Origin of the sequence: Kineosporia sp. NBRC 101731 (assembly GCF_030269305.1) — a bacterium.
GTDB lineage: Bacteria > Actinomycetota > Actinomycetes > Actinomycetales > Kineosporiaceae > Kineosporia.
On record NZ_BSTC01000004.1, the window covers coordinates 533,157 to 559,178 of the forward strand.

A 26,022-nucleotide genomic window follows, 5' to 3' on the forward strand; every position below is an offset into this window, starting at 1 on the left:
AAACATGACACCGCTCCGCCCTGACCGTCTCGCCGGCCTCGCCGCCCTGGCCGGGGTTTCGCTCCTGGTAACCGCTTGCGCTTCGGGTGGTTCCGTCCTCCAGGCGGCCGCCCCGCAACCGTCCTCGACGAATACGGAAGGACGCGTTGCCGTTTCCTACGAGGGTGGCCTGGCCGTGCTGGACGCCACCACGCTCGAGGTGGTCACGACGTTCGACGCCGAGGAGTTCACCCGGCTGAACGCCGCCGGCGACGGCCAGCACGTCGTCGTGACCACCTCCGACGGTTTCCAGTTGCTCGACACCCTCACCCCGGAACTGACCAGCCTGAAGTACGCCGCGACCACGCCCGGCCACGTCGTGCGGCACGCCGGCCGGACGGTGCTCTTCGACGACGGCACCGGCAAGACCTCGATCATCGAGACGGCCGACCTGGCCAAGGCCACCGACGTTCTGCCGCCGGCGCAGACCTACACCTCGGAGGCCGCCCACCACGGCGTGTCCATCGTGCTCGAGAACGGCACCCTGCTCACCACCGTCGGCGACGAAGCCACCCGCACCGGCGCGGTCGCCCTCACCTCCGCCGGCGACCAGTGGGACGAGATTGCCTCCAACAGCCAGTGTCCCGGCATCCACGGTGAAGGAACGGCCGCCGACGAGGCGGTCATCTTCGGTTGTGAGAACGGCGCCCTGTTGTTCAAGGACGGAAAGTTCCAGAAGTTCACCGCCCCGGACACGTACGGGCGGATGGGAAACGCCTACGTCTCCGGGACCAGCCCGATCGTCGTCGGTGACTACAAGGACGACCCCGACGCCGAGGGCTACCTGCTCAACGCGGTGACCCTGATCGACACCGCGAAGAGTGAGTACGAGGTCGTCCGGCTCCCGCAGAACGTGCAGTACACCTTCCGCGACGTGGCCCGCGGCCCCGACGACCTGGCCTACATCCTGTCCACCGACGGCTCGATCCACGTGCTCGACCCCGAAACCGGCAAGCTGGTGAACGAGTTCCCCGTCGTCGACGCGTGGGAGGGCCCGGTCGAGTGGCAGGATGCCCACCCCGCCATCATCGCGAACGGCGACATCGCCTACGTCACCGAGCCGGCCAAGAAGGCGGTACACGCAGTCGACCTGAAGACCGGCGAGAAAACTGCTTCGGTCACGCTCGATCAGACGCCCAACGAGATCGCCGCCGCTCTCGGCACGGACTGATTCCTCAGTGGTAGGGGCGGTGGCCACGAATGTCCGCGGCGGGTGGGCGTGCTTGCTCATTCGTGGTCACCGCGCGCGGAGCCTGCGGGCTCAACTGGCTACTGCATCATGACCCAGGTCGGCACCGGCTCGGTCAGCTTCGCCGCCACCTTCCAGCCCGCCCGCTCGTACATCGTCACGTTCTGCGCAGTGGATGTCTCCAGGTAGGCGGGAAGTTTCTCTGCGGCAGCACGCTCGAGACCGGCCCGCATGACCGCCCGCCCGTATCCCTTGCCCCGGTGATCGGGGTGGGTACCCAGCACCCCGAGGTACCAGAAGGGAGTGCTCGGCAGGGCTGCGTGCACGGCCTCGTCGTAGGCGCGCATGCGGGCCGCGGCCGGCCCGGGCAGATCCAGCGATCCCGTAGCGGGGGTGTTCGGCGGCTCCCAGACGGCCACGGACAGAGCGTCGCCGGCCATCCAGATCGAACCCCTCGACACCCGCTTGTCGAAGAGGTGACCGAAGAAGGCCCGCGCTCCGGGCGGATACTCCTCCGGCGCGGGAAACAGCATGCGCAGCACCGGGTCGGCCTCAAAAGCAGCCACCAGCGTACGGACGATGTGGGCGCGGTGGGCGGGCGTCGCGACGGTGATCACGGGAGACACCCGATCGACGGGCTCGAGCCGGCGCCGAACGATGCCCGGGCCGACGGTAGGTGGTTGACCTGCGCGGCCACCGGGCCGTCACGTTCACCGGTTTTCCGGGCGACCTGGCCCGCCGTCTCGAGGTCCATGCCCGAAGTTTAATCCGGTGCATCGGGAGAGTCGGCCACCTCCTACACCGATGCTCTCGGAGCTTGGCTGTTCGTCGACGCGACCTCCCCTGCCCCGCCCCGAGAGCGGTTGAGGGTGGCGGTGAGACTGCCACCCGACTGGTGGCGCCGGAGGTGCCAGGACCTGCACGGCGGCTGCGCACGCTGCGGCAGGCTCCTGCCACCGGCTGTCCGGTTGGTGCCGTGCCGTGGGGATCGCGCATCGGCGGTGTCCGGATTGCACTAGTTCCCATGCGGTCAACGAACGTCTCCACGAGTGACGTCTTCACAGCGTCAGTGCGTTTCCGGGTGCTGGGCCCCCTCGAGGTCGACGTCGACGGTGTCACGGTTCCTCTGGGCGCCGTGAAACAGCAACTCGCCCTGGCGGTACTGCTGAGCCGGGCGAACGCCGTCACCTCGATGGACCTGCTCGTCGACAGTCTCTGGGCCGATGCGCCACCCCGCACCGCGCGTAAGAACCTGCAGGTGTACGTGGCCGGGATCCGCAAGCTGCTGGGCAGCGCCGACGATCACCGGATCCGGTTCGGTATCGGCGGGTACCGGCTGAAGGCCGAAGCCGCCGAGCTCGACGCCCTGCAGTTCACCACGCTGGTGGCGGCGGGGCGACGGGCCGCCGTCGAGGAGGGGCCGGCCGCGGCGGCGGGTCTGCTGCGCTCGGCGCTGGACCTGTGGCGAGGGCCGGTGCTCGAAGGGCTGACCACCGTGCCGGTGCTGGCGGAGTACGCCGAACAGCTGGATCGTCTGTTCCCGGCGGCCTTCGAGGACTGGGCCGACGCGGAGCTGGCGGACGGCAACGCCGCCAAGGTGGTCGACGAGATCTGCACGACCGCCGCACGCTATGCCTTCCGGGAGCGACTGCGGGGCCTGCAGATGAGGGCTCTGGGGCATTGCGAGCGGCAGGGCGAGGCGCTGGCGGTGTTCGACGAGCTGCGCCAGAGCCTGGCCCGCGAACTGGGCCTCCAGCCCGGGGCCGCCCTCCAGCAGCTCTACCGCCGGGTGCTCGACGGTGATCCGGTGGACGATGCCGCCGCGTGGAGCGTGCGGACCCCCCGACGCGTGCCGCCTCCGCTGGCGCTGCCACCGGATCTTCCTGATTTTGTCGGCCGGGACGCCGAGACCGATGATCTGACCGGGGTTCTGACCGGGGGTGGCGATCCGATCGCGCTGGTGCGGGGGCCGGTCGGGGCGGGAAAGACCGCGGTGGCGGTCCATGTCGCGCATCGGCTGGCCGATCGCTTTCCGCACGGGCGGATCATGGTCCGGCTGCGGTTCGACGACGGTTCGCCCCGGCCGCCGGTGAGCGTGCTGAGCGAGGTGCTGCGGCGGGTGGGGGCCGAGCTCCCGCCGCGCGCGGCCGGCCCGCTGGACACCATCGAGGCGCTGGGGCAGGCCTGGCAGGACTGGGCGCGCAAGCGGAGGGTACTGCTGGTGGTCGACGGCGCGGGCCTGCTCGCGCCGCCCCCGCCCGGCCTCCTGCCGGTCTCGGGTCCGGGGGCGGCCCTGGTCACCGGGCGTCCCTGGGGAGGTCAGGCGGCGTCCGCCGTCCCGATCGAGTTGGCGCCCCTGACCGTGGCAGAGGCGGTCGAGCTGATCACTGCCCTGATCGGTGCCTCCCGGGTCGCCGCCGATCGTCCTGCCGCGCAGCGGCTCGTGATCGCCGCCGGGCTGTGGCCGGCCGCCGTCCGCGCGGCGGGCCTCAAACTGCGCCGCCTGCGGCACCTGCCCTTGGCCGAGTTCGCCGACCGGCTGGGCGAAACCGGCCGATTGCTGCCCGAGCTGAGCGGGAGCGAGGCCGACCTGGGCCGTCTGGTCGAGGCCGACCTGACCGATCTGGGTGCCCCCGAGCGCGCGGCTCTGCACCAGCTGGGGCACCTGCCCGCCGGATCGTTCTCGCTCACCGAGGCGGCCGGGCTCCTGGACACCGACCCGGCCACGGCCCTGCACCTGCTCGAGGCGCTCATCGAGCACGACCTGATCACGCCACCGACGGCCGAGGTGAGCGCCCACGCGGTCCGCTACGAAATCCCATTCCTGATAGCCTCTTTCGTTCGTTCGAGGACCGACCCCGGCCTCCTCTCGTCATCAACCAGCCAGCAGTAGGTTACGTAGGGTGTCGAGCAGCTGGACCCCGGCCAGCCGGGTGTGACTCGGCATCGCCTGTACCGACTGCACCAGCGAGCGCATCTCGGGCGGTGAGCTCGTGCGCTCGGCCACGACCATGCGCAGCGCCCCGGCCGCCTGGTTGGCGAACAGCATGAGCAGATCGAGTTCGCCCAGGGCGGAACGGTTGTCGGTTGCCGGGTCGAGCACCTCCAGCACCCCGAGCACCCGGCCGTGGTGCACCAGCGGGGCCGCCATCAGGGCCTTCGGCACGTACTCGGTGGACTCGGCCAGCTCACGATCGAAAGGCCCGCCGCCGGAGTCCAGGTCGTTCATCACCATGGGCTCGGCGGACATCGCCACCCAGCCCGCGATGCCCCGGTCGGCGGGAAAGCGGCGGCCGATCAGGAACTGCTCGCCCTGGCCGGAGACGGCCTGGAACACCAGTTCCCCGGCGGCCTCGTCGAGCAGGAACACCGAGCTCGCCTGGGCCCCGAAGATGGCCCGGGCGACCTCGACCACGGACTGGAGGAACTCGAGGGCATCGTGATCGGGCGCTTCGGCACCGGAAGCGGGCGGGGTCGCGGTGGTCATGTCACTCCTGTCGGTCGTGATCGGGAGAGGGTTCGGTGTGCACGTTGGCGGAGATCCGGTAGAGCACGGACTTGAGCTGGAACATCGTCAGCTGCGGATGTTTGGCCAGCACCCGGGCCGCGAGCCCGGCCACCCGGGGTGCGGCGAAGCTGTTGCCGCTGGAGCGTTTCGTGCCTCCGTTCAGCCAGGCCACCTCGACGTCCTGGCCCTGCGCGAAGAACTCGACCGGCGGAACCGGGTTGTAGAGAAAGAGGTTGGGGTCGGCGCGGCGGTGGCTGCCCACCGACAGCACGGACGAGAACCGCCAGGGAAAGCTCTCGACCGGGGTGTTGTGCGCCGACGCGACGATCGCGGTACCGCCGAAGAAGGCGGTGTCGGCGAGCTCCCGCAGCTGGGGTGCGAATTGCAGGCGGGTGGTCGAGAGGCTGAGGTTGATCACGTCGAATCCCTGCTGCACGGCCCAGGTCAGACCGGCCAGCAGCACCTCACCGGTGCCCGAGAACTTGCCACCGAGTACCTGCACGCTGGTCAGCTCGCAGTCCGGGGCCTGCTCGCGCACGATGCCGGCGCAGGCCGTGCCGTGCCCGCAGGTGTCTCCCCCGGCGCTGGGCACCACCTGGCACCCGTCCTCGTCCTTGACCACCACGAACGAACCGGCCAGCGGCCCGACCCGGGGGTGATCAGGTTCCACGCCGCTGTCGACCACGCAGACCCGCACGCCCCGTCCGGTGGAGCCGGACCAGGCCCAGTCCGGGGTCAGGGCCGCCAGACCGCCGGCCCGCACCCGCAGGGCGTCGGGATCGTGCTCGCGCAGACCCCACGTGAGTTTCGGCCGGTCGTCGGGTGCGGCCCGGACCGGTAGCCCCGCGGTCATCGTGGTCCTCCTTCAACGTCGTAGGGGGCCGCGCGTAGTTCTTTGCGGGCGAACCATCGCTCAGCGCTGCGGGTGGCGTCGGCGGCACCCGGGCGGCCGAGCACCAGCAGCGTGTCGGCCCGGTCGAACTCGGCGAAGCCCCGGGACCACGGCGAATCCGTGCCGGAGGCGATCGCCACGGCCCGGTCCGCCCAGGTCAGGGCTTCGTCCCGGCGGCCACCGCTACGGGCGAGCACGCGGGCCCGCAGCCCGGCGTCGTCCGCGGCCTCGGCGGGTGGCAGATCCGCAGGGCTGTCCACCGGAACCTCCCCGAGCACGGCGGCTGCCTCCGGCCAGGCCGAGCGCAGCAGCAGGGTGCGGGCCAGGTCCCGCGAGGCGCTCTCGACCAGGACCGGGGAACCGAGCGTGCGGGCTGCTTCCCGGGCCTTGCGGATCAATCGTTCCGCTTCGTCCCGGTTCCCGGCCGCGATCTCGATCTGGGCAGCGAACTGTGGCAGGACCACATCGGCCTCGGCGTATCCGAGTTCCCGGGCCCCCGTCTCCGCTCTGGCCATGTGGTCCCGCGCCTCGGCGGGCCGGCCCTGCAACCCCAGCAGGACCGCCTGCGTGCACGAGAGCGTCACCTGCGCGGCCCGGCCCCCGTGTTCAGCCAGCAGGGCCCGGCACTGCTGCACGGCCGAGCCGAGCGGCTCCGGTCCCAGCCACAGTGAGACCCCGATCGCGCCCAGTGCCAGCGCCCGGTCGGCCTCGGCGCCCAGGGACACCGCCTCCGCCAGGCCCTGGCCCAGCAGATCGAGGGCCTGCTCGTGACGGCCGTGGAACTGTTGCTCCTGAGCGAGCCGGATCTTCGCCCGGGCCACCCCGAGCCGGTCCCCGGCAGCCTCGAAGACGGCCAGGGCGGCCCGGGCCGCCTCACCCGGGTTCCCTTCGGGGGCGTGCGCACTCAACAGCAGCCGGGCGTGCGCGGCCGTCACGGGATCGGTGAGCGGGTCCTCGAGCACCTCACCGAGCAGGGCCGTGCCCTCGGGGATCCGGCCCAGCGCGAGCAGCACCTCTCCGAGATGCCGGGCAGCGGTGTTCTGGCCGGGCTCCCCCGGGCGGGCGAGGTCGTGAGCCCGGCCGAGCAGGTCGACCGCCCAGGTCAGGTCGGCCCGGGCCAGGGCCAGGGTCCCGGCCGTGGTCAGGGCCGCGCCGGCCCGCCGCCGCAGGTCCGCGGTGGCGGTGTCGACCAGGCCCAGTTCGGCCCGCAACCGGTAGGCCGCCTCCAGGTGACCGGCCGAGGACGCCAGGTTCTCGGCCGGCAACTGATCAGCGACCCGCTCATGGCGTTGCGCCCGGATCCGTTTCGGGGTGCCCACGTACGCCACTTCCTGGATCAGCGCGCTGCTGAAGCGGAACCGGCCGCCGGGGCCCGCCCCCTCGACCAGGCGTCGCCGGCGCAGATCGCGCAGCACCGGGCCCGGGTCGTCGAGTTCTGCCCCGGCCAGCTCGCGCACGGTGCGGGCGTCGAAGTCGCGGCCGATCACCGCCGCCAGCTCCAGCACCGCGCGCTCGGGCGGGCTGAGGGCCCCGATCCGGGCCGCCAGCAGCGCGTGCACCGAGGCCGGGAGCGCTTCCGAGCCACCGTCCTGCAGCAGCGCGGTCACCACCTGCTCCAGGTGCAGCGGATTACCGCCGGCCCGCTCGACGGCCCGGGCCAGCACCCCGTCCGCGTGGGCGCCCACCTCGACCAGACCGGCCGCCAGGAGTTCCGCCTCGGGACGCGCAAGCGGTTGCAGCACCATTGAGTTCATGTTCAGCCGACCCCCGCCCCAGCCCGGCCGGGTCTCCATCAGCTCGGGCCGGGCCAGACAGACGAACAGCACCGGCGCCTGGTCGGTCCGGTCGATGATGTCGTCCAGCACGTCGAGCAGCGCGGGCGCGGCCCAGTGGCAGTCGTCCAGCACGAGCACGACCGGTGCCTGCGCCGCCAGCAGCTCGCTGACCGCTGCCACGGTCTCGGCGACGGAGGGGTTGGGCGTACCGTCCCGCAACAGCCCGTCGCGCAGGACGGAGGGGATCTCAGCGGCACCACCCGCGTGCGTCAGGGTCGTGATCGCCTCGGCCAGCGGGGCCAGCGTGCCCGCCGCGCCGTAGGGCCGGCACCGGCCGGTGCCCGAGCGCACCCCGGATGCCCCGTTCGCGAGCCAGGTCCGCACCAGACGGGTCTTGCCGATACCGGCGTCACCGAACACGCTCATCAACTGGCCCTCGCCCTGCCGGTGGAGGCGATCAAGCACCAGCGTCAGCTCGGCCAGCTCCGGGGCCCGCCCGACGAAGGGCAGGTCGAAACGACGCACCACCTCGGGCTCGTCCGAGAGCACCCCCAGCAGCACGTAGGCGGTCACCGGCTGCGACTTGCCGCGCAGCACCAGGTCACCCGCGGGCTCGACCACCGCCACGCCTCCCGCGGCACGTACCGTCTGGGGTCCGACCAAGATCTGCCCGGGCGCCGCGTTCTGCTCCAGGCGCGCGGCCACGTTCACCGTCTCCCCGGAGACGAACCCGTGCCCGGCCGAGGTGTCGGGGGTCGTGACCACCTCGCCGGTGTTCACCCCGATCCGCACATCCAGCCGGATCCCCAGCCCGGCCTCGAGTTCGACGTTGAAATCGGCCAGGGCCGCGACCATGTCGTAGGCGGCGGCCAGGGCCCGGCGGGCGTCGTCCTCGTGCAGCACCGGAATACCGAAGGCCGCCATCACCGCGTCGCCGATGAATTTCTCCACCACCCCGCCGTGCGCCTCGACGCAGTCCCGCATCAGATCGAAGTACCCGAGGGTGACCGAGCGCAGCACCTCCGGGTCCAGGCGGCCCGCCAGCGAGGTCGATCCGACCAGATCGCAGAACACGATGCTGACCAGGCGACGCTGTTCGGCCGACCCTGCCGGACCCGAGACAGACTGCGCAGTACCGCAGTTCGCGCAGAATCGGACCTGCTCCGGGGACAGCGCCCCGCACGCAACGCACCGCATCAGCAGCCCTCTGCTCCCGGCCCCGGTCAGAACAGTCCCGCGCCGGCGACCGTGACGTGCGCCTGTACCTCGGGCTCCACCGCGTCCAGACGCTGCTTGATATCCACCAGCAGGGTCACCTCGTCAGCGGACAGGCCGGTCAGGACCTCGAGCTGTTCCTCGGTGAGCTCATCGACCGGGAAACCCGCCCGGCGCAGGCCGGTCAACGGGTTCGCCGGCGGGCCGGCGGGTGAGTTGTCGTGCGGTGCTGGGGTCATCACGATGTCCATTCGGGTTTCGGTGGGTGCGCAGGTGCTCTGGAGGTCGACACCCGGTGCAGCAGATGGGCGAAGGCGTCGACGGTGTGGAGGGCGCTCAGGCAGACTGCGTCCCGGTGCGGCGGTTGCAGGGGCAGCCGGTCCAGCAGGGCGTCGAGCTCGTCCCGATGACCGGTGTCGAGGACCGCGTGGGCGTGCAGGGTACGGAAGGCGGCGTCCGGCAGACCGGTCCGCTGCGCGAGGTGCCGGGCCAGCCCGGGCGGTGGGGCGTTGCCCTCCAGCACCGCGATATAGCCCAGCAGCGCCACCGGGTGGTGGTGGGCGATCCAGTAGTACTGCGGCCCCACCAGACGGGCGATCACCGGGCCGGGCAACCCCGATCGCACGGCCTCCGGGTCACGGCCCGCGACCCGGAGGTCCTCGAGCAGCCAGTCGTCGTGCCCGGTCTCTTCCGCCACGTGCCCGACCAGGTAGGAGGCCAGCGTCCCCGCCACCGGGTCGGCCGGGAGCTCGCGGCAACGTGCGATCGCGGCCACCATCAGGGGTACTGAGGCCCGGATCACGCCGTGCATGGCCTCGAGGTAGTCCAGGTAGCGTTCCGCCAGCCCGGGCGACGGTTCCCAGAGCAGCGCCGAGGCCGCTCTCAACGCGGGTGCGCTCATGTCGAGCCGGGCCTGGAGCATCGTGCTGGACTTTCCGCCGGCGCCCGGCGTCACGGCTTCACCCCGGTGGCGGCCGGCCGGCCCGGCTCGATCAGGTGCGCGTAGCGGGAGGCGCCGTAGCGCTTCAGGAGGGCAATGGCTCCGGCGCGGCGCTGGCGATCGGCGGCGTCGCGGTCGAGCATCGCCCCGGCCGGGCCCGCGAGCGCACCCAGTACCGCCGCAGCGCCGGCCGGGCCGGTCTCCTTGGCTGGATCGACCCGATCGACCCGATCGACCCGATCGGCCCGGTCGCTCAGGGCGTGGCAGCGCCCGCACACCCCATCACGCCCACGGGCGTGCGGGGCATCGTCTGGGTGCGCGAAACGCGCCGCCAGGTGGTCGGGTCCCATCACCCGCACGCCACGCAGCATCGGTGAGGCCAGCAGGCGGGTCCGGACCGTCTCCCAGTCGTCACGGCCCAGTGTTCCCAGGAGCAGGTGCCGGGGCACCGGCCGGCGGTCGAGGGTCGCCGGGCTGCAGCAGGCGGTGATCACCCCGTCGGCGGCCAGGACCGGCCAGGCGGCGAGCGCGCACGGCGAAAGTGGCGTTGTCGTAGCTGCTTGCGTCTCGGGTCGGGCCTGACGCCAGGCCGCCGCGCGTCCGACGGCCTGAAGGTCGCTGACGAGCATCGGCACGTCGGCGCCGAACCGGCGGCGCACCTCGGCCGTGGTCGGGGCCAGATAGGCCTCGGTACCGGTCAGGTGCAGGCTCACGCGGTGGCCCCGGCGCAGCAGCTCCCGCAGGACGGCGAACACATCGGGGCGCGGCACCTCCCGCTCGTGGAAGGCGTCCAGGCTGATCGAGACGTGCCCCATCGTCAGCAGGGCCTCGCGTACCCGGGCCGGGATCCGGCCGCCGCGGGCGAAGTAGGCACCGGTCAGCACGACCGGGATCGATCCGGTGGCCCGGGCCGAACCGGCCAGCTCGGTCAGCAGCCGGGGGCGCAACAGTGGCTCGCCCCCGGTGAAAAAGGTGACATCCGGCCGGTTCAGGGATGTGAAGCCCTCGATGAACCGGTGCAGATCAGCCGCCTGCGGCTGCGGTCCTGTCATGGTGGAGGCGGTCGAGCAGTGGGCGCAGGCCAGGGGGCAGCGGCTGGTCAGGGCGATGAGCAAGCCGGTGCCGGGCACCGCCCGGCGGGCCATGATGTCGGCCAGGTGCATGACGGTTCCTCCCTTCCCGATCACAGGATCGGCGCCCACGGTTGGGCAACGACTTCGGGTGGGTTCGCCAGCGGTTCGGCCGCGGCCGGGCGGCCTGCCCCCACCGCTGCCTCGACGGCGTCGGCCGCCCGCGCCGGGCCGTGCGCGCCGGCCAGCCGGCCGCCGAGGTCACGCACCCGCCCGGTCAGGGCCGCGTCGGCCTGGGCGGCCCAGATCGTGGCCCCGATGCGCTCGTCGGGCTCCTCCGGCAGCCGCACGGCCACTCCCGCCCGCAGGCAGGCCGCTGACAGCACCGGCTGCTCGGATCCGGAGGGCGCCAGGACCAGGCCACGCCCGGCCAGGAGAGCTGCCAGTACCGGCGAGCTCGTGCCGTTGGCCAGGACCAGCCCGGCGTGGCGGATCAGGGGCGCCATCCAGGGCTTGCGCACCACGGTGATGTCGGCTCCGGGACCGGGTCGGGGTGGGCCCGAGCGTCCACGCTCCACGACGGCCTGAAGGCCGGTCCCGGTGAAGGCCGCGTTCAGCCGGGGCCACAGCGATGCGCCGCCGAAGTCCCGGCCGAGGTGCACGTAGACCAGTGGTTTTCCGATCTGCTCCACCCGCTGGGCGATCTCCTCGAGCTCCCCGGCGGGAACCGGTGGTTCCCAGGTGCAGGGACCGATATGGCGTGCCCCGGCCGGCAGGCGGGCGCCGGTGGCCTCGAAAGCCGTGTCGCCCCGGAGCAACAACCCGGCTCCGAGTAGCGGTGACTGACCGGGGCCGGGCGCCGGCAGACCCAGACGACGCCGCAGCCGGTGGTACTCGCGCAAGGTAACCGCGGTGCGCCAGCGTCGCAGTTCCGTATCATCGGTGCGGTCGGTGACCGGTTCGGCATACGCCCAGAGGTGGCTGGCGAAGCCGATGACCACGGCCGGACGGTCGAGCACCTGGGCCGCCAGCAGGGCACCGTGGCCGAGCACCGAGGTGACCAGCACCTCGGCCCGTACCGCCCGGGCAGCCCGCAACACGGCCTCGAACTGCTGTTCGCCGGCCGAGAACCAGTGCCCGACGCCGAATCCGGGGTCCGAGGCCGGGGGCGGGGAGAGCGGGGTCAGCCCGGCGGCGGTGACCGTTCCCGCGGCCGTGCGCCGGGTCAGCACGTGAACGCTGTGCCCCCGCCGGGCCATTTCCCGGCCGATCGCCAGGGCCGGGTAGAGATACCCCGGCTCGGCCAGTGCGCAGAGCATCACCCTCATCGCCGCTCCTGGTCTCGATCACCGGATCATCGGATGACCGGAACGCTAGAAGGATGAGCTTAAGGTTCGGTATGGTTTGCGCTGGTTCGTGATGCTGACCCGCCCTGAGATGTCTTGTCCACGAAGGAGGTACAGCATCCACGCGCCGATTTTTCAACCCCCGCGCACTGCCCACCGGGCGAACCGGGGCTCGGCCAGCAGGGTGTTGATGCGGGTCTGCACGATGTCGAGTTCCTCGGCGGTCCCGGTCTCCAGGGTGACCAGGTCCGGGTGCTGGAAACGCACGCTCACACCGGGCACGTTCAGCAGTTCGCCCATCATCCAGGTGGCCACCATGGCCGCCGGCTCTCCGGCCGTGTCCACGCGGACCAGGCGTAACTGCGGCTTCGCGTTCATACGGGTATCCCGTCCACTCGGATCATCCACTCCATCGTCGGTGCGGCGGGAGACCGGGGGGCGGCCCGGCCGTGGCCGGTTCCTGACGGTATCGGTCATCAAGTAGACATCGCGGGTTCGATGTCTCTTCGTGATCTCGGTTTCTCCGTCGTCCAGGAGCGCGTGTACCGCGAGCTGCTCGCCGACCCGGTGGCGGAGCTGTCCACTCTGGCCGCGCGCACCGGCCTGCCCGACGAGGACGTCATCAACGCCCTGGACGCCCTCGCCGAGTTCCAGGTGGTGCGGATCGACGCCTCCGGCGTCACGATGAACGATCCGGGCCTGACGCTGGGCAGACTGATCGAGACCCGGGAGGACGAGCTGATGTCGCAGTATCGGCGACTGTCGTCCACCCGCTCCGACGTGGCCGCGATCGTGGCGGCGTTCACCCGCCCCCCGGCGGTGCAGGAGCCGGAGATCGAGAGCGTGCAGGGCGTCGAGGCGGTCCGCGAACGGATCGCCGAGCTGGCCTTCTTCGCCCGCAGCAGCGTCGACTCGATTCAGCCGGGCGGGCCGCAGAGTGCGGCGGCACTGGAGGCCAGCCGGCCGCTGGATCTGCGGGCCATCCGGCGGCGGATCCGGATGCGGGTGATCCACGAGACCAGCGTGCTCGACGACGAACTGAACCGGGTGCACCTGCGCGACCTGGTGATGCTGGGCGTCAGCGCCCGGGTGACCGACCCGCCGATCGGGCGCATGCTGATCCTCGACGAACAGGTGGCCGTGGTGCCGATGGACCCGGCCGACAGCCGGCGAGGGGCCCTGGTCGTGCGTAATCCGGGACTGGTGGCGGGATTACAGCACCTGTTCGACCGGACCTGGAACGCTGCGGCGGAATTGCCCTGGGGCACCGACGACACGAACGCCGAGGGAACCAGTGACGAGATCACCGATTCCGACCGGCGGGTGCTGGCCATGCTCGCCTCGGGCTGCACCGACGAGACGGTGGCCCGCGACCTGGAGGTCTCGGTACGTCACCTGCGCCGCCGGATCGCCCGCCTGATGGTGGTACTCGGCGCCCGTAGCCGCTTCGAGGCAGGGGTGGAGGCCGCCCGGCGGGGCTGGTTGTGACGGCAGGTTGATGTCCTGACCGGGACAGTTCATGACCGGTCCAGGTCGTTGTCCGCCGGCCCGGGACACGGTGTTGTTGTCCTCATCGGAAAACACCAACTCCCCGACCCTGAGGTGGTAGCGACCATGAGCCGGACCTTCTCCATCGACGTTCCCTGGACCCCCTTCGTCAGCAACGGCCTCGGCACGCTCCCCCCGTGCGGCGACGGTGTGCTGGGGTGGGACTGACCCCTCGTCAAGCTGGTCAGACTGGTCAGGCTCGGTAGCGGTCCAGCGCCTCCTGAAGCCCGGCCGGGGAGGGCAACGAAGCCTTGGCCCGCGCCGGGTTCCCGGGATCGATCGATGACCAGCGGGCCGCGCCCAGTCGCTCGATCAGGAGCCCGAGCCGCTCCTGCATCGCCTCGTCGGGGTCTACCGTCGCGAACCGCGAGGGCAGGAACTCCGCCAGTTCGTCGATCCCGGTGCCGACCGCCTGGGCCAGGTTCGCCAGGGCCTTGGCCCAGGTGATCTGGAACATCCCGATCGACAGGTGCAGCGACGGCTCGTCCAGGGTCTCCCCGACGTGCATGCGCCCGCGCGGGATGTAGATGCAGTCCCCCTCTTTCAGCAGGATGTCGATCTCGGGAGGGGTGCGGGCGAACTCGAGGGGGTCGGGGCGCTGATCCGCGGGCCCGGTCTCGGCCGGCCAGACCCGCCAGCGCTTGACCCCGTGCACCTGCCGCAGGAAGAAGCCCACCTTGTCCCGGTGCGGGCCGGCTCCCCCGGCCCGGGCCGGGGTGAGGAAGGCCGTACTGTCCACGTCGTACCCGGTCTGGGCCGACACCGCCGACGTCAGGGCCTCGACTCCCGGGCTGAACAGCTGGAGTTCCTCGATGGCCACCGTCGCCCCGGCGCGGACCTCGCGGTACAGGGCGGGGGCGTGCACGAGCTGGCGGGCGTTGCGCCCCCGCCGGCCCGCGGGCCGGGTGAGCAGGTCGGAGGACAGGAACTCGCCCTCCTTGAAGAGCCGCGCCGCCGCCAGCGGCAGGCTCCCCTCGATGAGTGCCTCGACCGACGCCACCGAGAGCACGTCGTCGAAGTCCCCCAGCCCGGTGCTGACCACGGTCTCGCGTTCCCAGGCGCGCGTCAGCACCTGCACGTCGTTCACGAGTCGGTTCAAGCCCTGCTGCACGATGACCTCCCGGAAACAGATGGTGGACGTTCAGGATGGTTCACGGTCGGTCGCGGGACCCCCGAAGAACGAGGGTCCCGCGACGCGCCGCTGATGGATCAGGCTGCGAACTGTCCTCAGGCCGCGTTGAACTGACCGACGCAACCCGCGCCGTCCTCGTCCTCCTCGGCGCTGTGGGCCAGCACCTCGTCGGTCTCGGGCTCTTCGGGGCTGATTTCCTGGTTGCTCATGGGAATCTCCTCACCGTGTCGGGCCACTCGGCAGCGGCTCTGGGAAAGACATTAGGAAGGCCGGGTTCGGCGTCGGTATGGTCCGGCTTCATTGTCAGCCAGGCCTTTTCGCTGACCCTCGTTCCGGGTTCCCAACCGTCCTCATACCGGCCCCATACCGGTTACGCCTAGCGTCATCACGTTCTGGTGGACGCCCGCGGACACGCCGGCGACGAACGACAGGAGCGGGCATGATCGGCACCCGGCTCGACGAAACGGACTCACCCCGCCTGGTTCGCAGCGACCGGGGGTGGTGGTTCATCGGGAACCAGACCTGGACGCTGCTGCGCCACGACCAGGTCGGCCCGGACGGCACGATCAATCCCGAGACCGAGGGTTTCCTGCGCGAGGCGGGCGCCTACCGGCCCCGGGTCCCGCGCTCGTACATGATCACGGTGCTCACCAGTACCGTCTGTAATCTGGGCTGCGGCTACTGCTTCCAGAACACCGGCGCCGGGGACGGCAACCCCTTCCGGCCCGACCGGATCACCCGCAAGCGCCTGACCAGCCCGATGATCGACAAGATCATCGACTTCACCCGGGAACGGATGGATGCCGCCGGGCTGGACCGTCTCTACCTCCTGCTGTTCGGCGGCGAGCCGCTGCTGAACCCGAAGGGCTGCCTGGAACTACTGACCCGGACCGGTGAGATCGGGCGCGGGTACGCCAACATGGCCACCAACGGGGTACTGCTGAACCGGAAGCTGGCCATCGATCTCGAAGCCGCCGGGCTCTGCGGGGCCCAGATCACCCTGGACGGCAGCCGCGCCGATCACGACAGCGTGCGGGTGAAGCACTCGGGGGCCGGAACCTTCGATGCCATCGTGAAGAACGTAGCTCGCGCCACCGAGGCCACCGACCTGCGCTGGAACCTGCGGGTGAACGTGTCGCACCACAACGCCGAGCGGATCGGCGAGCTGTTCGGCCAGCTCGACGGCGCGATCGACCCCGCCCGCAGTACCATGACCTTCGCCTGGGTCGGCGACTCCGGGGTCGGATACGCCAACGATTTGCGCCACCAGGACAGCGTGGCCGACCGGTTCCTCGACTGGTCGATCCAGGCGCTCGAAGCCGGATACCGCATCGCCCGGCCGACGATGCGCACCACCTGCCAGACCTGCTCCGACCCCGGAGGCCGGCACGGCGCAGTGATCAACGCCGACGGAACCCTTTACAGCAGCTGGCAATCCGCCGGCAAGGAAGGCTGGCAGGTCGGCACCGTGGACTCGGGCTACCTCGACGTCGACAGGGTCCGCAACCGCTGGGTCACCTGCGGCTACGAATACCAGCAGGCCGACGGGACCCAGGTGGCCCGGTTCCAGGACAGCGTCGACGGCCGGCTGCTGGACTACCTGCTCGCCTCCGATCGGCTCTGACGCCGTGATCACCGTCCTGATCGGCCTGGTTCCCGCCGTGCTGCGGCGTAACCCTCTCTACCGGAGGATCTTTCTCTCCGAGTTCGTCTCGACCCTGGGCTCGTCGATGTCGACGCTCGCCTTTCCCCTGCTGGTGCTGTCCACGGGTGGCAGCGCCGTGCAGGCCGGGTCGATCGCCACCGTGGCACTGGGCACCCGCCTGGCCTTCCGGCTCCCGGCCGGGTCGCTGGCCGACCGGTGGGATCCCCGGCGGGTGATGATCGCCACCGACCTGGTGCGGCTGCTGGCCCTGGGCAGCCTGCCGGTCGTGGCCCTGACCGGCGAACCCCATTTCGCCCAGATGGTCGCGGTGGCCGCCGTCGAAGGGCTGGCCGGGGCCCTGTTCAGCCCGGCCGCCGGGCTGATGACCCGCGACGTCACCGCCACCCACAGTCAGCTCACCGAGGCGATGGGCCTGGGCCAGATCGTGCAGGCCGGGACCAGCCTGCTGGGCCCGGCCCTCGGCGGCTCGCTGTTCATGATCGACCCGATGCTGCCGTTCCTGCTCGACGGTGCTTCCTATGCGGTCTCGGCCCTGCTGCTGGCCGGTATCTCCCGGCCCGCCACCGTCGTCGCGGCAGTCGCCGAACGCGGCGGCGTCACGGCCGGGATCCGCTGGCTGCTGACCGCCCGGCCCCTGCTGCTGGTACTCGTGTTCTGCGGTGTGATCAACCTGGTCGGCGGCGCGATGGAGCTGCTGATCGTGATCGACCTGCGCCTGCACGGCGCCACCGGCAGCATGATCGGTCTGACCATGTCGTGCGCCGGGATCGGCGCCGTGGCCGGTTCGGTGCTTGCCCTGCCCGTGACCCGCCGGCTGGGAGTGGCCTCGATCCTGCTCGGCCTCGGCGCGACCTGGGCGCTCGCGTTCACCGCATTGGCCCTGGCTTTCAGCCCGGCGCTGGCGGCGGGTCTGCTGACCACCCTGATGGTGCTCTCCCCGGCGGCCGGGGTCGTGGTGGGCACGACCGTGCTCGGCGGCACCCCCCGGCACCTGCTGGGCCGGGTGAACGCCGCCACCAGCCTGCTGCTGATGGGGCTGGCCGTGCTCGGCCCGATCACGGCCGGGGCCCTGGTGCAAGGGGTCGGGACCTCCGGGGCATGGACGGTGCTGGCCGCGGTCACCGCTGCCCTCACCGCCCTGATCTGGCAGCCCCTACGCCAGGCCTGGAGGGCCGACGCGTCCCCGCCGAACCGGAAGGACGAGCAGGACGACCTCGCTGAGGCCGCCCAGCCCGAGGTGCTGGCCCACCTGGCCCCCGACGCGATCGCTCCTGTCGTACCGGCCGACCCGTTGCTCTGGCTGGAGCAACGCGACGACCCGCGCACCCAGGAGTGGAGCCGAGAACGGGCGGTCGAGTTCGACCGGGCCACGGCCGGCTGGAGTCACCGGGACCACTTCGCCACCGAGATCGAGCGGCTGGCGCAGGTCAGTTCCCCGGTCTCGACGCCCCGCCCGGCCGGGGGACGATGGTTCGTCCAGTGGCATCCCACCGGCTCCGAGCATCCGGTGATCGCGGTGATCGCGCCCGGCGGCCCGGTGCGCACGCTGCTGGACCCGCACCGGCTGGACCCGACCGGCCGCACCACGCTCGAGGCCTGGCACCCCTCCACCGAGGGGCGCCTGCTGGCGTACCAGGTCGCGGCCGGGGGCACCGAGAACGCGCAGCTGTGGGTGCTCGACGTCGACACCGGCACCGTGGTCGACGGCCCGATCAGCCGGGTGCGCAACTCCACCGTGGCCTGGCTCCCCGGCGGGCAGGCCTTCTACTACGTGCGGCGACCGGATCCGGCGCAGCGGCCTGGGGAGGACCAGTACCACCGCCGGGTGCGCCTGCACCGCATCGGCACCGATCCGGACCACGATCCCGTGGTGTTCGGCGAGGGCCGCCGATCCACCGAGCACTACGCCGTGCGCACCGATCCGGACGGCCGGTGGCTCGTGGTCAGCGCCTCGGCCGGGACCGATCCCCGCAAGGACCTCTGGCTCACCGACCTACGCAGCAGCGACCCGGCCGCCCCGCAGTTCCGGGTCATGCACGAAGGGATCGACGCCCGGACCCGGCCGAACCCGCGCCCGGACGGCATCTACGCCCTCACCGACCTCGGCGCGGACCGCAACCGGCTGATCCGCTGCACACCCGACGCTCCTGAGCCCGGCTCCTGGAGCGACCTGGTGCCCGAGGACCCTGACGCGGTGCTCGACGACTACGCCGTGCTCGACCACCCCGGCCTACCCCGCCCCCTGCTGCTCGTGTGCCGGGTGCGCCATGCCGTCGGCGAGCTCACCGTGCACGACCTGCGCGACGGCACCCTCCTGAACGTCGTTGCCCTGCCGGGGAACTGCTCGATCGGCCAGCTACGCACCGAACCCGCCGCAGCCGACGCGGCCTGGTTCGCCGTCACCGGCTTCGACCACCCCACCACGGTCTACCGATTCGACGCCCACACCGCTCTGGCCGCCCCCTGGACCCCGCCCGCCGGCCTCGGAACCCACGACGCGCGCACGCCCGACGGCCCGCCGATCCGCACCCGGCAGCTGACGTACCCCTCCGCCGACGGCACCCCCGTACGCCTCTTCGTCGTCACGGCCGATCCCCCCGACCCGCAGACTGCACCGGCCCCGAGGCCCCCGGCACCGACGATCCTGATGGCGTACGGCGGTTTCGGGCAATCGACCACCCCGAGCCACGCGCCGGACGTGACAGCCTGGGTACGCGCGGGCGGCGTGTACGCGATCGCGGCGGTGCGCGGTGGCGGCGAAGAGGGCCGTGCCTGGCATCGGGCCGGCCGGCTGGCGGGCAAGCAGACCAGCATCGACGATCTGAACGCCGCCGCGCAGCACCTCGTCGACCTCGGTCTCACCACGCCGGGGCAGCTGGGGGTGTGGGGCGCCTCGAACGGAGGGCTACTGGCCGGCGGCGCCCTGACCCAGCACCCTGAGCGCTACGGCGCCGTGGCCTGCCTGGCGGCGCTGCTCGACATGGTGCGCTACCAGCAGTCGGGCCTGGGACCCAGCTGGGTCGGTGAGTACGGCGACGCCGCCGACCCCGAGCAGTTGGCCTGGCTGCAGGCGTACTCGCCCTACCACCGGGTGAGACAAGGGCAGGCCTATCCCGCCGTGCTGCTCGCGGTGTTCGAGGCCGACACCCGGGTCGACCCGCTGCACTCCCGCAAGATGGGCGAGGCCTTGCGGCGGGCCGGGTCCGGCGCCGCGCCGGTGCTGCTGCGGTCCGAGGCCCACGCCGGGCACGGTGCCCGGTCCCGGTCCAGCCTCACGGCCCTGCAGGCCGACCTGCTCGCCTTCTTCGCCCATGAGCTGGGGCTCGGCTCGCACGCGCGTGGCTCATCCCCGGCTGAGCACAGTGATCCTGAAGTCTCGTGAGGAGAGGGACCCGTCACTGCGCCGAAGCTCGCCCTGACCGATGATGCGGCCCACGACCCGGAAGCGGCCTACGCATCGTGCACGCCCACCTACTTCCCGTGGACCGTCGGCTCCGCAATGCCGAAACAGCAGACCACATACAACCTCCCGCGCCCCCAAACCGTGTCTAGGTCGCAGATACGGAAACGGGCAAGGGAGCAAGGATGCAGGTCGACACAACGCCGTCCACCCGGAGAACCGGGCGCCGGCTGGTCGGGGCGCTCGGCTCCGCCGCGCTCCTGGCGATGACCGGGTGCGCGCCGGCGCCCCACCCGGTCGCGAGCGCTCCTGTGGGTCTCGCCCGGGCCGCCTCGACGTCTCCGGAGCCGAGCACGACGGTGGAAGTAGTTCCCAGTTCTTCGCCTTCGCCTCCGGTCACCTATCCCCGCTCCGGTTCGGGTCGCTGGCGGACAGCTTCGCGTGAGGCTCGGGTCGCCGGCGATCGGGGCCCGTTGCGCCGGTACCGGGTGGCGGTCGAGCGAGGTATCACCGGTGTGCGGATCGAGGATTTCGCTGATCGGGTGACGAAGACGCTGGCCGATGGACGAGGTTGGACCGTTACCGGGGAGGTTCGGCTCCAGCGGGTCGGGCCCCAGGATCCCTACGACTTCACCATCTACCTGGCGACGCCGGGCACGCGGGACGAGTTGTGCGGCGATGCCGCGGCCGGGGAGGTCGACGAGTACACCTCGTGCCGGAACGGGCCGAGTGTCGTGCTCAACGTTGCCCGGTGGGTGCACGGAGTTCCGGGCTACGGAGCGTCTTTGGGCACGTACCGCAGCTACATGATCAACCATGAGACGGGGCATGCCCTGGGGCACCACCACGAGCTGTGTCCGGGTCCGGGGCGGAAGGCTCCGGTGATGGAGCAGCAGACCCTGGGGTTGCACGGATGCGTGGCCAATGGCTGGCCGGTCGTGCGGGGAAAGCTGCTGAGTGGGGCTCCGGGGCAGTACAACGATCCGGTTCCGGCGCCCTGATCAAGATTGTCGGTGGTGACCTCTAACGTCGCACCTCATGACGGGCATGACGAGTATGACCGGTACGACGGGCTGGGGACAGATCATCGCCGCCATCGGGATCGCGCTCGGGGGTGAGCCTGAGCGCGGGCGGCACATGATGCTGGCGTGCTGGAACGCCACGGCAGAGAGCGATTTCGCGCAGCGGTGCGTGCTGGCCCATTACCTGGCCGACACCGAGGCCGTCCTGGATGACGAAGTGTCCTGGGACGAGCGGGCTCTGGCGGCGTTCGCCCACGTGGGGAAAGACGACCTGGCCGCGATCGGGATTCCGGACGCGGCTGGGTTGGCTCCCAGCCTTCATTTGAATCTGGGTGACGGTTACCTGCGCCAGCACCGCCCGGCCGAGGCCCGGGTTCAGCTGGACGCCGGACTGGCCGCGGCCGGTGTCCTCGGTGCGGACGGGTACGGGACGTTGATCCGCGACGGGCTGGAACGGCTGGCCGGACGCATCGCCGATGTACGGCAGGCGCAATGACCCGGGCACTCACGCGTGCGTCGACTTCCTCACCGGCACAACGCAATCCACCCGCGTCCCTGATGTTGAGGACGCGGGTGGATCGGTGGGGAACAGCTCAGCCGAGGCCGGCCTCGGCGTTGCTGAGAACCTTGACGCTCTGGGCGAACTTGAGCCACTGGGTGTCGTTCCAGTTCAGGGACGACGGGCCCTGGACCACGATGTTGTGGCCCTTGTCGTCGGTGAAGTCAACGCTCACCGACGTGGACCGGCCCGGGGTCCTGGACCGGTCCGGGGTCTTGGGCCGGGTCAGCCAGGCCTGGTGCCCGTTGACGGTGACCTCGGTGACGGTCGTCTCGAGGTCCTCCCCCTCCATCCCCCACGCCTCCAGATCGGCCTGGGTGACGGGTTCGTGGTCCGGAGCAGCGTCCTTGGACTGCAGCAGGACAGCGATCTTGCCCACCCACTGGTTGATGTCCTGGTTCTTGAAACCCTTCGGGGCGATCGCCAGCACGGTGCTCGATCCGCCCTGGATCTCCCAGCCCTTCGGCACGAACCCGACCTGGTAGCCGGGCACCTGCTCGCCGGTGTAGGCGACCAGCGCGATTCCCGGGAGTGAGTCGTCCTTCGTTGCCGCCGTGGTGGCCGCCGGCGCCGAGGCGATGGCGGGCACCGGGGTGACCGTCTGGGTGCCCTGGGTGGACAGCACGCCGCCGACGGCCGCGATCACCACCAGTCCGGCAGCACCGGCACCGGCTCGCGTCATGCGGCGCCGGCGTAGCTGACCACGCGCACGGGCGAGGTCAGCGGACGGGTCCACCGGTGCGTCGTCCATCAGAACGGCTCTGTCGAGAATGTCTTTCAGATCGTCCATGGCTTACCTTCCCGTCTGATATCCGGGCGCCGTCGGGAGTGACGGCGCGGTGAGGAGGTCGCGTAGTTTCGCTGTTCCCTTCGCCGCCTGGCTCTTGATCGTGCCCTGGGTGCACCCGAGCATGCGGGCGCTGTCCTCGACGCTGAGGTCCAGCCAGTAGCGCAGGATCACCACTGCTCGCATCCGGGCGGGCAGGGTCGCCAGCGCGACCCGTACCCGTTGCCCGTCGGGCCCGAACCGACCGTGCTCCAGCCCCAGGATCCCGTCAGGACCTTCGTGCGCGGCCATGTCGGGCAGGACGGGGGTGGACCGTTCCCGTCGCCAGCGCGGGCGGCGGGTCTCATCGATATGGCTGTTCAGCAGCGTGCGCCGGGCGTAGGCCAGCTCACCCTCGCTGCGTCGCAGCTTCGGCCAGGCCAGGTACACCTTGGTCAGGGCGGTCTGCACCAGGTCTTCGGCCTGGTGCCCGTCCCCCGCCGTGAGCAGGCAGGCGAACTTCAACAGCGACGTCCGATGGTTCTGGACGAACGTCGCGAACTCGTCGTCACGAGTGGGGCGCGGCATGTCGGCACCTCCTTCGCCCCCTGTACGGATCCAGCACTCCCCCAGGTTGCCTGGTTTCAGAATCTTGGTGGACGCCGGTCGGCCCCCAGGGGGCCCCGCACCTGCCCAACGTGACCCGAACGGGCTCTGGACGTGCTCGTCCATTTGCCCTTTCCGGGTGAATCTCCTCGACCCGCCCCTCAGTCGCGCCGATGTTTCTCCGTAGTAATCGGTGGAGTGCAGTGCCGCGCCCGGTAGATCTCGGCCGGTTCCGCCGGGGCGGACCACGCAAGGAGAGCTCATGAGACGCGTCCACTCGTTCAGCGCCGCCCTCGCGGCCGCCACGGCGATCCTCGCCGGTGCGGCCGCCGTGGTGGCCCCGGCGGTGGACGCACCCGGTCGGCCCCCCGCGTCGCCGGCCCTCAGCTACGACCTGGTCGCGGAGACCGGCCAGGCCCCGGATCCGACGACGTACGCCTCGGGCCTGCCCTGGAGCGATGGCGGGTTCTTCGGGCACTCGGCGACCAAGGCCCGAGACTTCGCCACCTGGCGCGGCGCCCCGGTCGACAATGTCGTTGCTTACACCACGCGCACTACCTGGTCGGCGGAGCTGAACAACTGGTGGGCCTCCAGCGTGCCGGCCGGCTTCGACCCCGCACGTGACGACTTCATCCTGTCGGTGCCGCTGTGGACCGACGACGGCATGGCCGGCGGCGACCAGGGGTGGAAGGAACTCGGCCGGCAGATCGCGGCCGTCGACCCGAACGGCCTGGTGCGCCTGGGCTGGGAGATGAACTGCTGTTTCTCCCACGCCACGAACGTCGCGCAGTGGCGCAAGCAGTTCTCCCGGGCCGTGAACCTGATGCGGTCCACCGCTCCCGGCCTGCAGATCGTGTTCAACCCCAACGAGGGCGCCGCGCAGAACGGCACGGTCAGCGCCATCGAAAGCCTCTACGTCAAGGGCAAGGTCGACATCATCGCGCTGGACGCCTACGACTGGTGGGCGCCGTTCACCACGCAGGCCAACATCAACAGTCACTTCACCAAGAAGTACGGCTGGAACTACTGGTACAAGTTCGCCCGCGCCCGGGGCCTGCCGTTCGCCCTGGCCGAGTTCAGCGTGTCGTCGGCGGCCGCGGGTTCCGGCGGCGACAACCCGAAGTTCTTCGACGCCACCTACTCCTGGTTGTCGGCCAAGGCGAAGTCCGACCCCGGCTCCATCCGCTTCGTGTCCCTGTTCGACGAGGGCGCCAGCTACTGCGGGTGCGCCATCTCCTCGAGCCAGAACCCCAAGGCGGCCAAGGCGTACAGGTCCCGGATCCTCGGGCTGCGTCATCCCTGAACGCCCCGGCCCCCCGGAACTGACTACGGGTAGGAAGGATCTTGACTTGTGCAAATTCACGTTCAATCCATGGAGTCGTTCGCGAACAGAGGGACTTTGGACGTGGACACCGGCATAGTCACGCCCCTGACCAAGGAGCGATGGAAGAGAGCGCTTCCACCGGGACCAATACGGGGACATTTCGCTCTCGTCAACGACAAGGACATGGTCCTGTATCGACGCGATGGCGGCCATCTGCGCTTGTCGTACTCGGGTCAAGACATTTGCTTGGACGACAGCGTGAGAGTTACGTGGACAAGAGTTGACACCCACTCTGCACAGCTCGAGGTTTCAGGAAGCTCGACTCTTGAAGTACGGTATTCATCCGACGAGGAAAAGATTGCACGACTTGTGGCAGGGGCCATCATGTCCGAGCCGGAAGATTACGACTTCGGTTTGTTCGTGCGAAACGTTTCCTCTGACGAGGCGCGCCGAAATGGCATCTACCAGGAATAGATTGATGTCGATGATGTGATGGCGCTCGCGGGATTCACCAAAACGCTATCCGCTGGCCGTTCAGCATCGCCGGCAGAAAGCCTCCGCTCAGGCTTCGTCGGGGTGGGACCGAGCGATGACGTGCAGCCAGTTCTCCGAGCGGCCGACGACATGGTCGACAGCAAGCACCGACCACCTCGCCCCCTCCAGAGCCTCACGGACGGCCGCTTCCCGCCAGTAGGTGAAGTGCCTCGGCAGATCTACCTTTTCCGTGCTCCACCCGTCGCCATCACCCTCCTTGAGGGTGAAACCCAGCAGACCGTCGGGCACGACGGCCTGCCCCGCACGCCGTAGGAAGTCCTCAAACCCGTTGCGGGGCAGATGGAGCAGCACAGCGTCGGCCAGGATGGCCTGGTAGGGACCACCCAACGGGTCGGTCCGCGCGTCCAAAATCTGGGCATCATGGCCCCGGGCCCGCAAGCGCTCGACGAATGCCCTGGTCGCGTCGGTCCGGACCACCCGCAGCCCGCGGGTCTCCAGATGATCGGCGTCCCAGCCCGGTCCGCTACCGATCTCCAGGACCGTGCCCCCACCGATCAGAGCCGCCAGACGGTCCAGGAATCCCAGGACCGTCGATCCAGGGAGCCCACTCATGTCGACATAGGTCTCGGCCGCAGCCTCGTAGGTAGCCAGGGTGATGTCGACCGGATCTTCCACCGTTGACTTCTACCATCCGTGACGGCTACCAGTGGATGCGGCAATGGGCCGACGGCGGCTTCGATCATCTACTGACATAGGTTTCGCTCGGAGCGATGTTCAAGGTCATCACCGAGAACTCCGGCGTACCGCGAGCATCACTGGCCCCGGTCCGGCCGCTTCGAGGCCATAAGACGGCCGTCACAGGTCTCACCTACGCCTTGATCACATCGCCGTGCACCGATAGCCATGAACCGTGACGGATCGAACTGACGCGATGGTGGAGTCGCTCACGTGGCGCTCGGGTATGAGAACGGCGCCGAACATCTTGCCCGAGCTATCGGTGATCTCCGGGTCCCTACCTACATAGGATCTCCGATACCGCCCAGGTCAGTAACCCCTCGCACTCACACGAGGTGTCCCATCCCATCCTGACCAAGAGGGGCCTTGGATGCTGTGGCGGACACCGACGTCATCGCCCGCTGGGCATCGTCACAGCAGATGCCAGGGGTGGCCGACTTATCACTCGCCCGCTCCCAGCATCTTCGAAACAACCCCTCAGTACAACAGAGCCCAAACTACGCGGTCATTTTCGCTGTACAGGTTGACGCGCCGAAGGTCAAGATCGTCTGTTCCGGAACGGCATTCTCCATCTTCTCCAGCGATTCTGACTGTGTAGCCGCCTTGCTTGGCCTGCTCCGTAGCCTCATTTAAGTTGAGCCCTTCCAACTCCGACATGCCTTCCCAGTCTCCGTTGGGACCACATGGAAGATCAGCCGGCCGTGATGCCGGTTCAGTCGTTGCCAGATCATCTGGCCCAGGAGTCGCGCTCGTTGTAGACACTGCTAGCTTCTGGCTGGCACCCACTTGCGTGGC

22 protein-coding genes are annotated in these 26,022 nt (G+C 70.4%); 8 read left to right on the plus strand and 14 right to left on the minus strand.

Annotated features, from left to right (window positions below; all coding sequences use genetic code 11):
* The first annotated feature begins 4 nt into the window (after positions 1–4).
* Positions 5–1,210 (plus strand): zinc metallochaperone AztD, encoded by a 1,206-nt coding sequence (aztD, locus tag QSK05_RS15360; RefSeq protein WP_285597875.1) that lies wholly within the window; start codon positions 5–7, stop codon positions 1,208–1,210.
* A gap of 98 nt (positions 1,211–1,308) precedes the next feature.
* Here the strand turns inward: aztD and QSK05_RS15365 are convergent, their stop codons facing one another.
* Together QSK05_RS15365 and QSK05_RS15370 are read right to left on the minus strand one after the other, a co-directional pair.
* On the minus strand, positions 1,309–1,845 hold the full coding sequence (locus QSK05_RS15365) for a GNAT family N-acetyltransferase (RefSeq protein WP_285597876.1): 537 nt from the start codon (positions 1,843–1,845) through the stop codon (positions 1,309–1,311).
* Entirely contained in the window at positions 1,842–1,982 is a 141-nt protein-coding gene (locus QSK05_RS15370; RefSeq protein ID WP_285597877.1) for a hypothetical protein, read from the minus strand. The genes QSK05_RS15365 and QSK05_RS15370 overlap by 4 nt, the downstream gene beginning before the upstream one ends.
* Before the next feature lie 270 nt (positions 1,983–2,252).
* On the opposite strand from QSK05_RS15370, the gene QSK05_RS15375 reads away from it, so the two are divergent.
* Positions 2,253–4,121, plus strand: a complete 1,869-nt coding sequence (locus tag QSK05_RS15375; protein WP_285597878.1) for an AfsR/SARP family transcriptional regulator — start codon at positions 2,253–2,255, stop codon at positions 4,119–4,121.
* Here the strand turns inward: QSK05_RS15375 and QSK05_RS15380 are convergent.
* From QSK05_RS15380 to QSK05_RS15415, 8 genes are all read right to left on the minus strand, one after another.
* Positions 4,104–4,715 carry a GAF domain-containing protein gene (locus QSK05_RS15380; protein WP_285597879.1) on the minus strand — a complete coding sequence of 204 codons (612 nt, stop codon included), beginning with the start codon at positions 4,713–4,715 and terminating at the stop codon, positions 4,104–4,106. The two genes, QSK05_RS15375 and QSK05_RS15380, sit on opposite strands and share 18 nt — an antisense overlap.
* Before the next feature lies 1 nt (position 4,716).
* The gene (locus tag QSK05_RS15385) at positions 4,717–5,589 is read right to left on the minus strand and encodes a S8 family peptidase (RefSeq protein WP_285597880.1); all 873 of its coding nucleotides are present in this window, start codon (positions 5,587–5,589) and stop codon (positions 4,717–4,719) included.
* Entirely contained in the window at positions 5,586–8,600 is a 3,015-nt protein-coding gene (locus tag QSK05_RS15390) for an adenylate/guanylate cyclase domain-containing protein (protein WP_285597881.1), read from the minus strand. Before QSK05_RS15390 ends, QSK05_RS15385 begins: the two co-directional genes overlap by 4 nt.
* 26 nt (positions 8,601–8,626) lie before the next feature.
* A complete protein-coding gene (locus QSK05_RS15395; protein WP_285597882.1) occupies positions 8,627–8,857 on the minus strand; it encodes an aroma-sacti cluster domain-containing protein in 231 nt (76 codons plus the stop codon).
* A complete protein-coding gene (locus QSK05_RS15400; RefSeq protein WP_502879763.1) occupies positions 8,857–9,519 on the minus strand; it encodes an iron-containing redox enzyme family protein in 663 nt (220 codons plus the stop codon). The genes QSK05_RS15395 and QSK05_RS15400 overlap by 1 nt, the downstream gene beginning before the upstream one ends.
* A gap of 50 nt (positions 9,520–9,569) precedes the next feature.
* A complete protein-coding gene (locus tag QSK05_RS15405) occupies positions 9,570–10,721 on the minus strand; it encodes a radical SAM protein (protein WP_285597884.1) in 1,152 nt (383 codons plus the stop codon).
* A gap of 20 nt (positions 10,722–10,741) precedes the next feature.
* Positions 10,742–11,956 carry a glycosyltransferase gene (locus QSK05_RS15410; protein ID WP_285597885.1) on the minus strand — a complete coding sequence of 405 codons (1,215 nt, stop codon included), beginning with the start codon at positions 11,954–11,956 and terminating at the stop codon, positions 10,742–10,744.
* A gap of 153 nt (positions 11,957–12,109) precedes the next feature.
* A complete protein-coding gene (locus QSK05_RS15415; protein WP_285597886.1) occupies positions 12,110–12,352 on the minus strand; it encodes a hypothetical protein in 243 nt (80 codons plus the stop codon).
* Positions 12,353–12,472: 120 nt separating this feature from the next.
* On the opposite strand from QSK05_RS15415, the gene QSK05_RS15420 reads away from it, so the two are divergent.
* Entirely contained in the window at positions 12,473–13,462 is a 990-nt protein-coding gene (locus QSK05_RS15420) for a helix-turn-helix domain-containing protein (RefSeq protein WP_285597887.1), read from the plus strand.
* Positions 13,463–13,715: 253 nt separating this feature from the next.
* Here the strand turns inward: QSK05_RS15420 and QSK05_RS15425 are convergent, their stop codons facing one another.
* Entirely contained in the window at positions 13,716–14,633 is a 918-nt protein-coding gene (locus tag QSK05_RS15425; protein ID WP_285597888.1) for a JmjC domain-containing protein, read from the minus strand.
* A gap of 460 nt (positions 14,634–15,093) precedes the next feature.
* Between QSK05_RS15425 and QSK05_RS15430 the strand changes: the two genes are divergently transcribed.
* The 4 genes from QSK05_RS15430 (at position 15,094) to QSK05_RS15445 (ending at position 21,238) form a co-directional block, all read left to right on the plus strand.
* Complete coding sequence (locus QSK05_RS15430) at positions 15,094–16,278, plus strand: radical SAM protein (RefSeq protein ID WP_285597889.1); 1,185 nt, start codon at positions 15,094–15,096, stop codon at positions 16,276–16,278.
* Positions 16,279–16,282: 4 nt separating this feature from the next.
* Entirely contained in the window at positions 16,283–19,702 is a 3,420-nt protein-coding gene (locus QSK05_RS15435) for an MFS transporter (RefSeq protein WP_285597890.1), read from the plus strand.
* Between the two features lie 203 nt (positions 19,703–19,905).
* Positions 19,906–20,721 (plus strand): DUF3152 domain-containing protein, encoded by an 816-nt coding sequence (locus tag QSK05_RS15440; protein ID WP_285597891.1) that lies wholly within the window; start codon positions 19,906–19,908, stop codon positions 20,719–20,721.
* A 46-nt stretch (positions 20,722–20,767) separates the two neighbouring features.
* Positions 20,768–21,238, plus strand: a complete 471-nt coding sequence (locus QSK05_RS15445) for a hypothetical protein (protein WP_285597892.1) — start codon at positions 20,768–20,770, stop codon at positions 21,236–21,238.
* Between the two features lie 97 nt (positions 21,239–21,335).
* Here QSK05_RS15445 and QSK05_RS15450 read toward each other — a convergent pair whose 3' ends face one another.
* Positions 21,336–22,091, minus strand: a complete 756-nt coding sequence (locus QSK05_RS15450) for a hypothetical protein (protein ID WP_285597893.1) — start codon at positions 22,089–22,091, stop codon at positions 21,336–21,338.
* A gap of 3 nt (positions 22,092–22,094) precedes the next feature.
* A complete protein-coding gene (locus QSK05_RS15455) occupies positions 22,095–22,655 on the minus strand; it encodes a SigE family RNA polymerase sigma factor (protein ID WP_285597894.1) in 561 nt (186 codons plus the stop codon).
* A 280-nt stretch (positions 22,656–22,935) separates the two neighbouring features.
* Between QSK05_RS15455 and QSK05_RS15460 the strand changes: the two genes are divergently transcribed.
* Positions 22,936–23,976 (plus strand): glycoside hydrolase family 26 protein, encoded by a 1,041-nt coding sequence (locus QSK05_RS15460; protein ID WP_285597895.1) that lies wholly within the window; start codon positions 22,936–22,938, stop codon positions 23,974–23,976.
* Between the two features lie 582 nt (positions 23,977–24,558).
* Here QSK05_RS15460 and QSK05_RS15465 read toward each other — a convergent pair.
* On the minus strand, positions 24,559–25,167 hold the full coding sequence (locus QSK05_RS15465; protein ID WP_285597896.1) for a class I SAM-dependent methyltransferase: 609 nt from the start codon (positions 25,165–25,167) through the stop codon (positions 24,559–24,561).
* Positions 25,168–26,022: the final 855 nt, after the last annotated feature.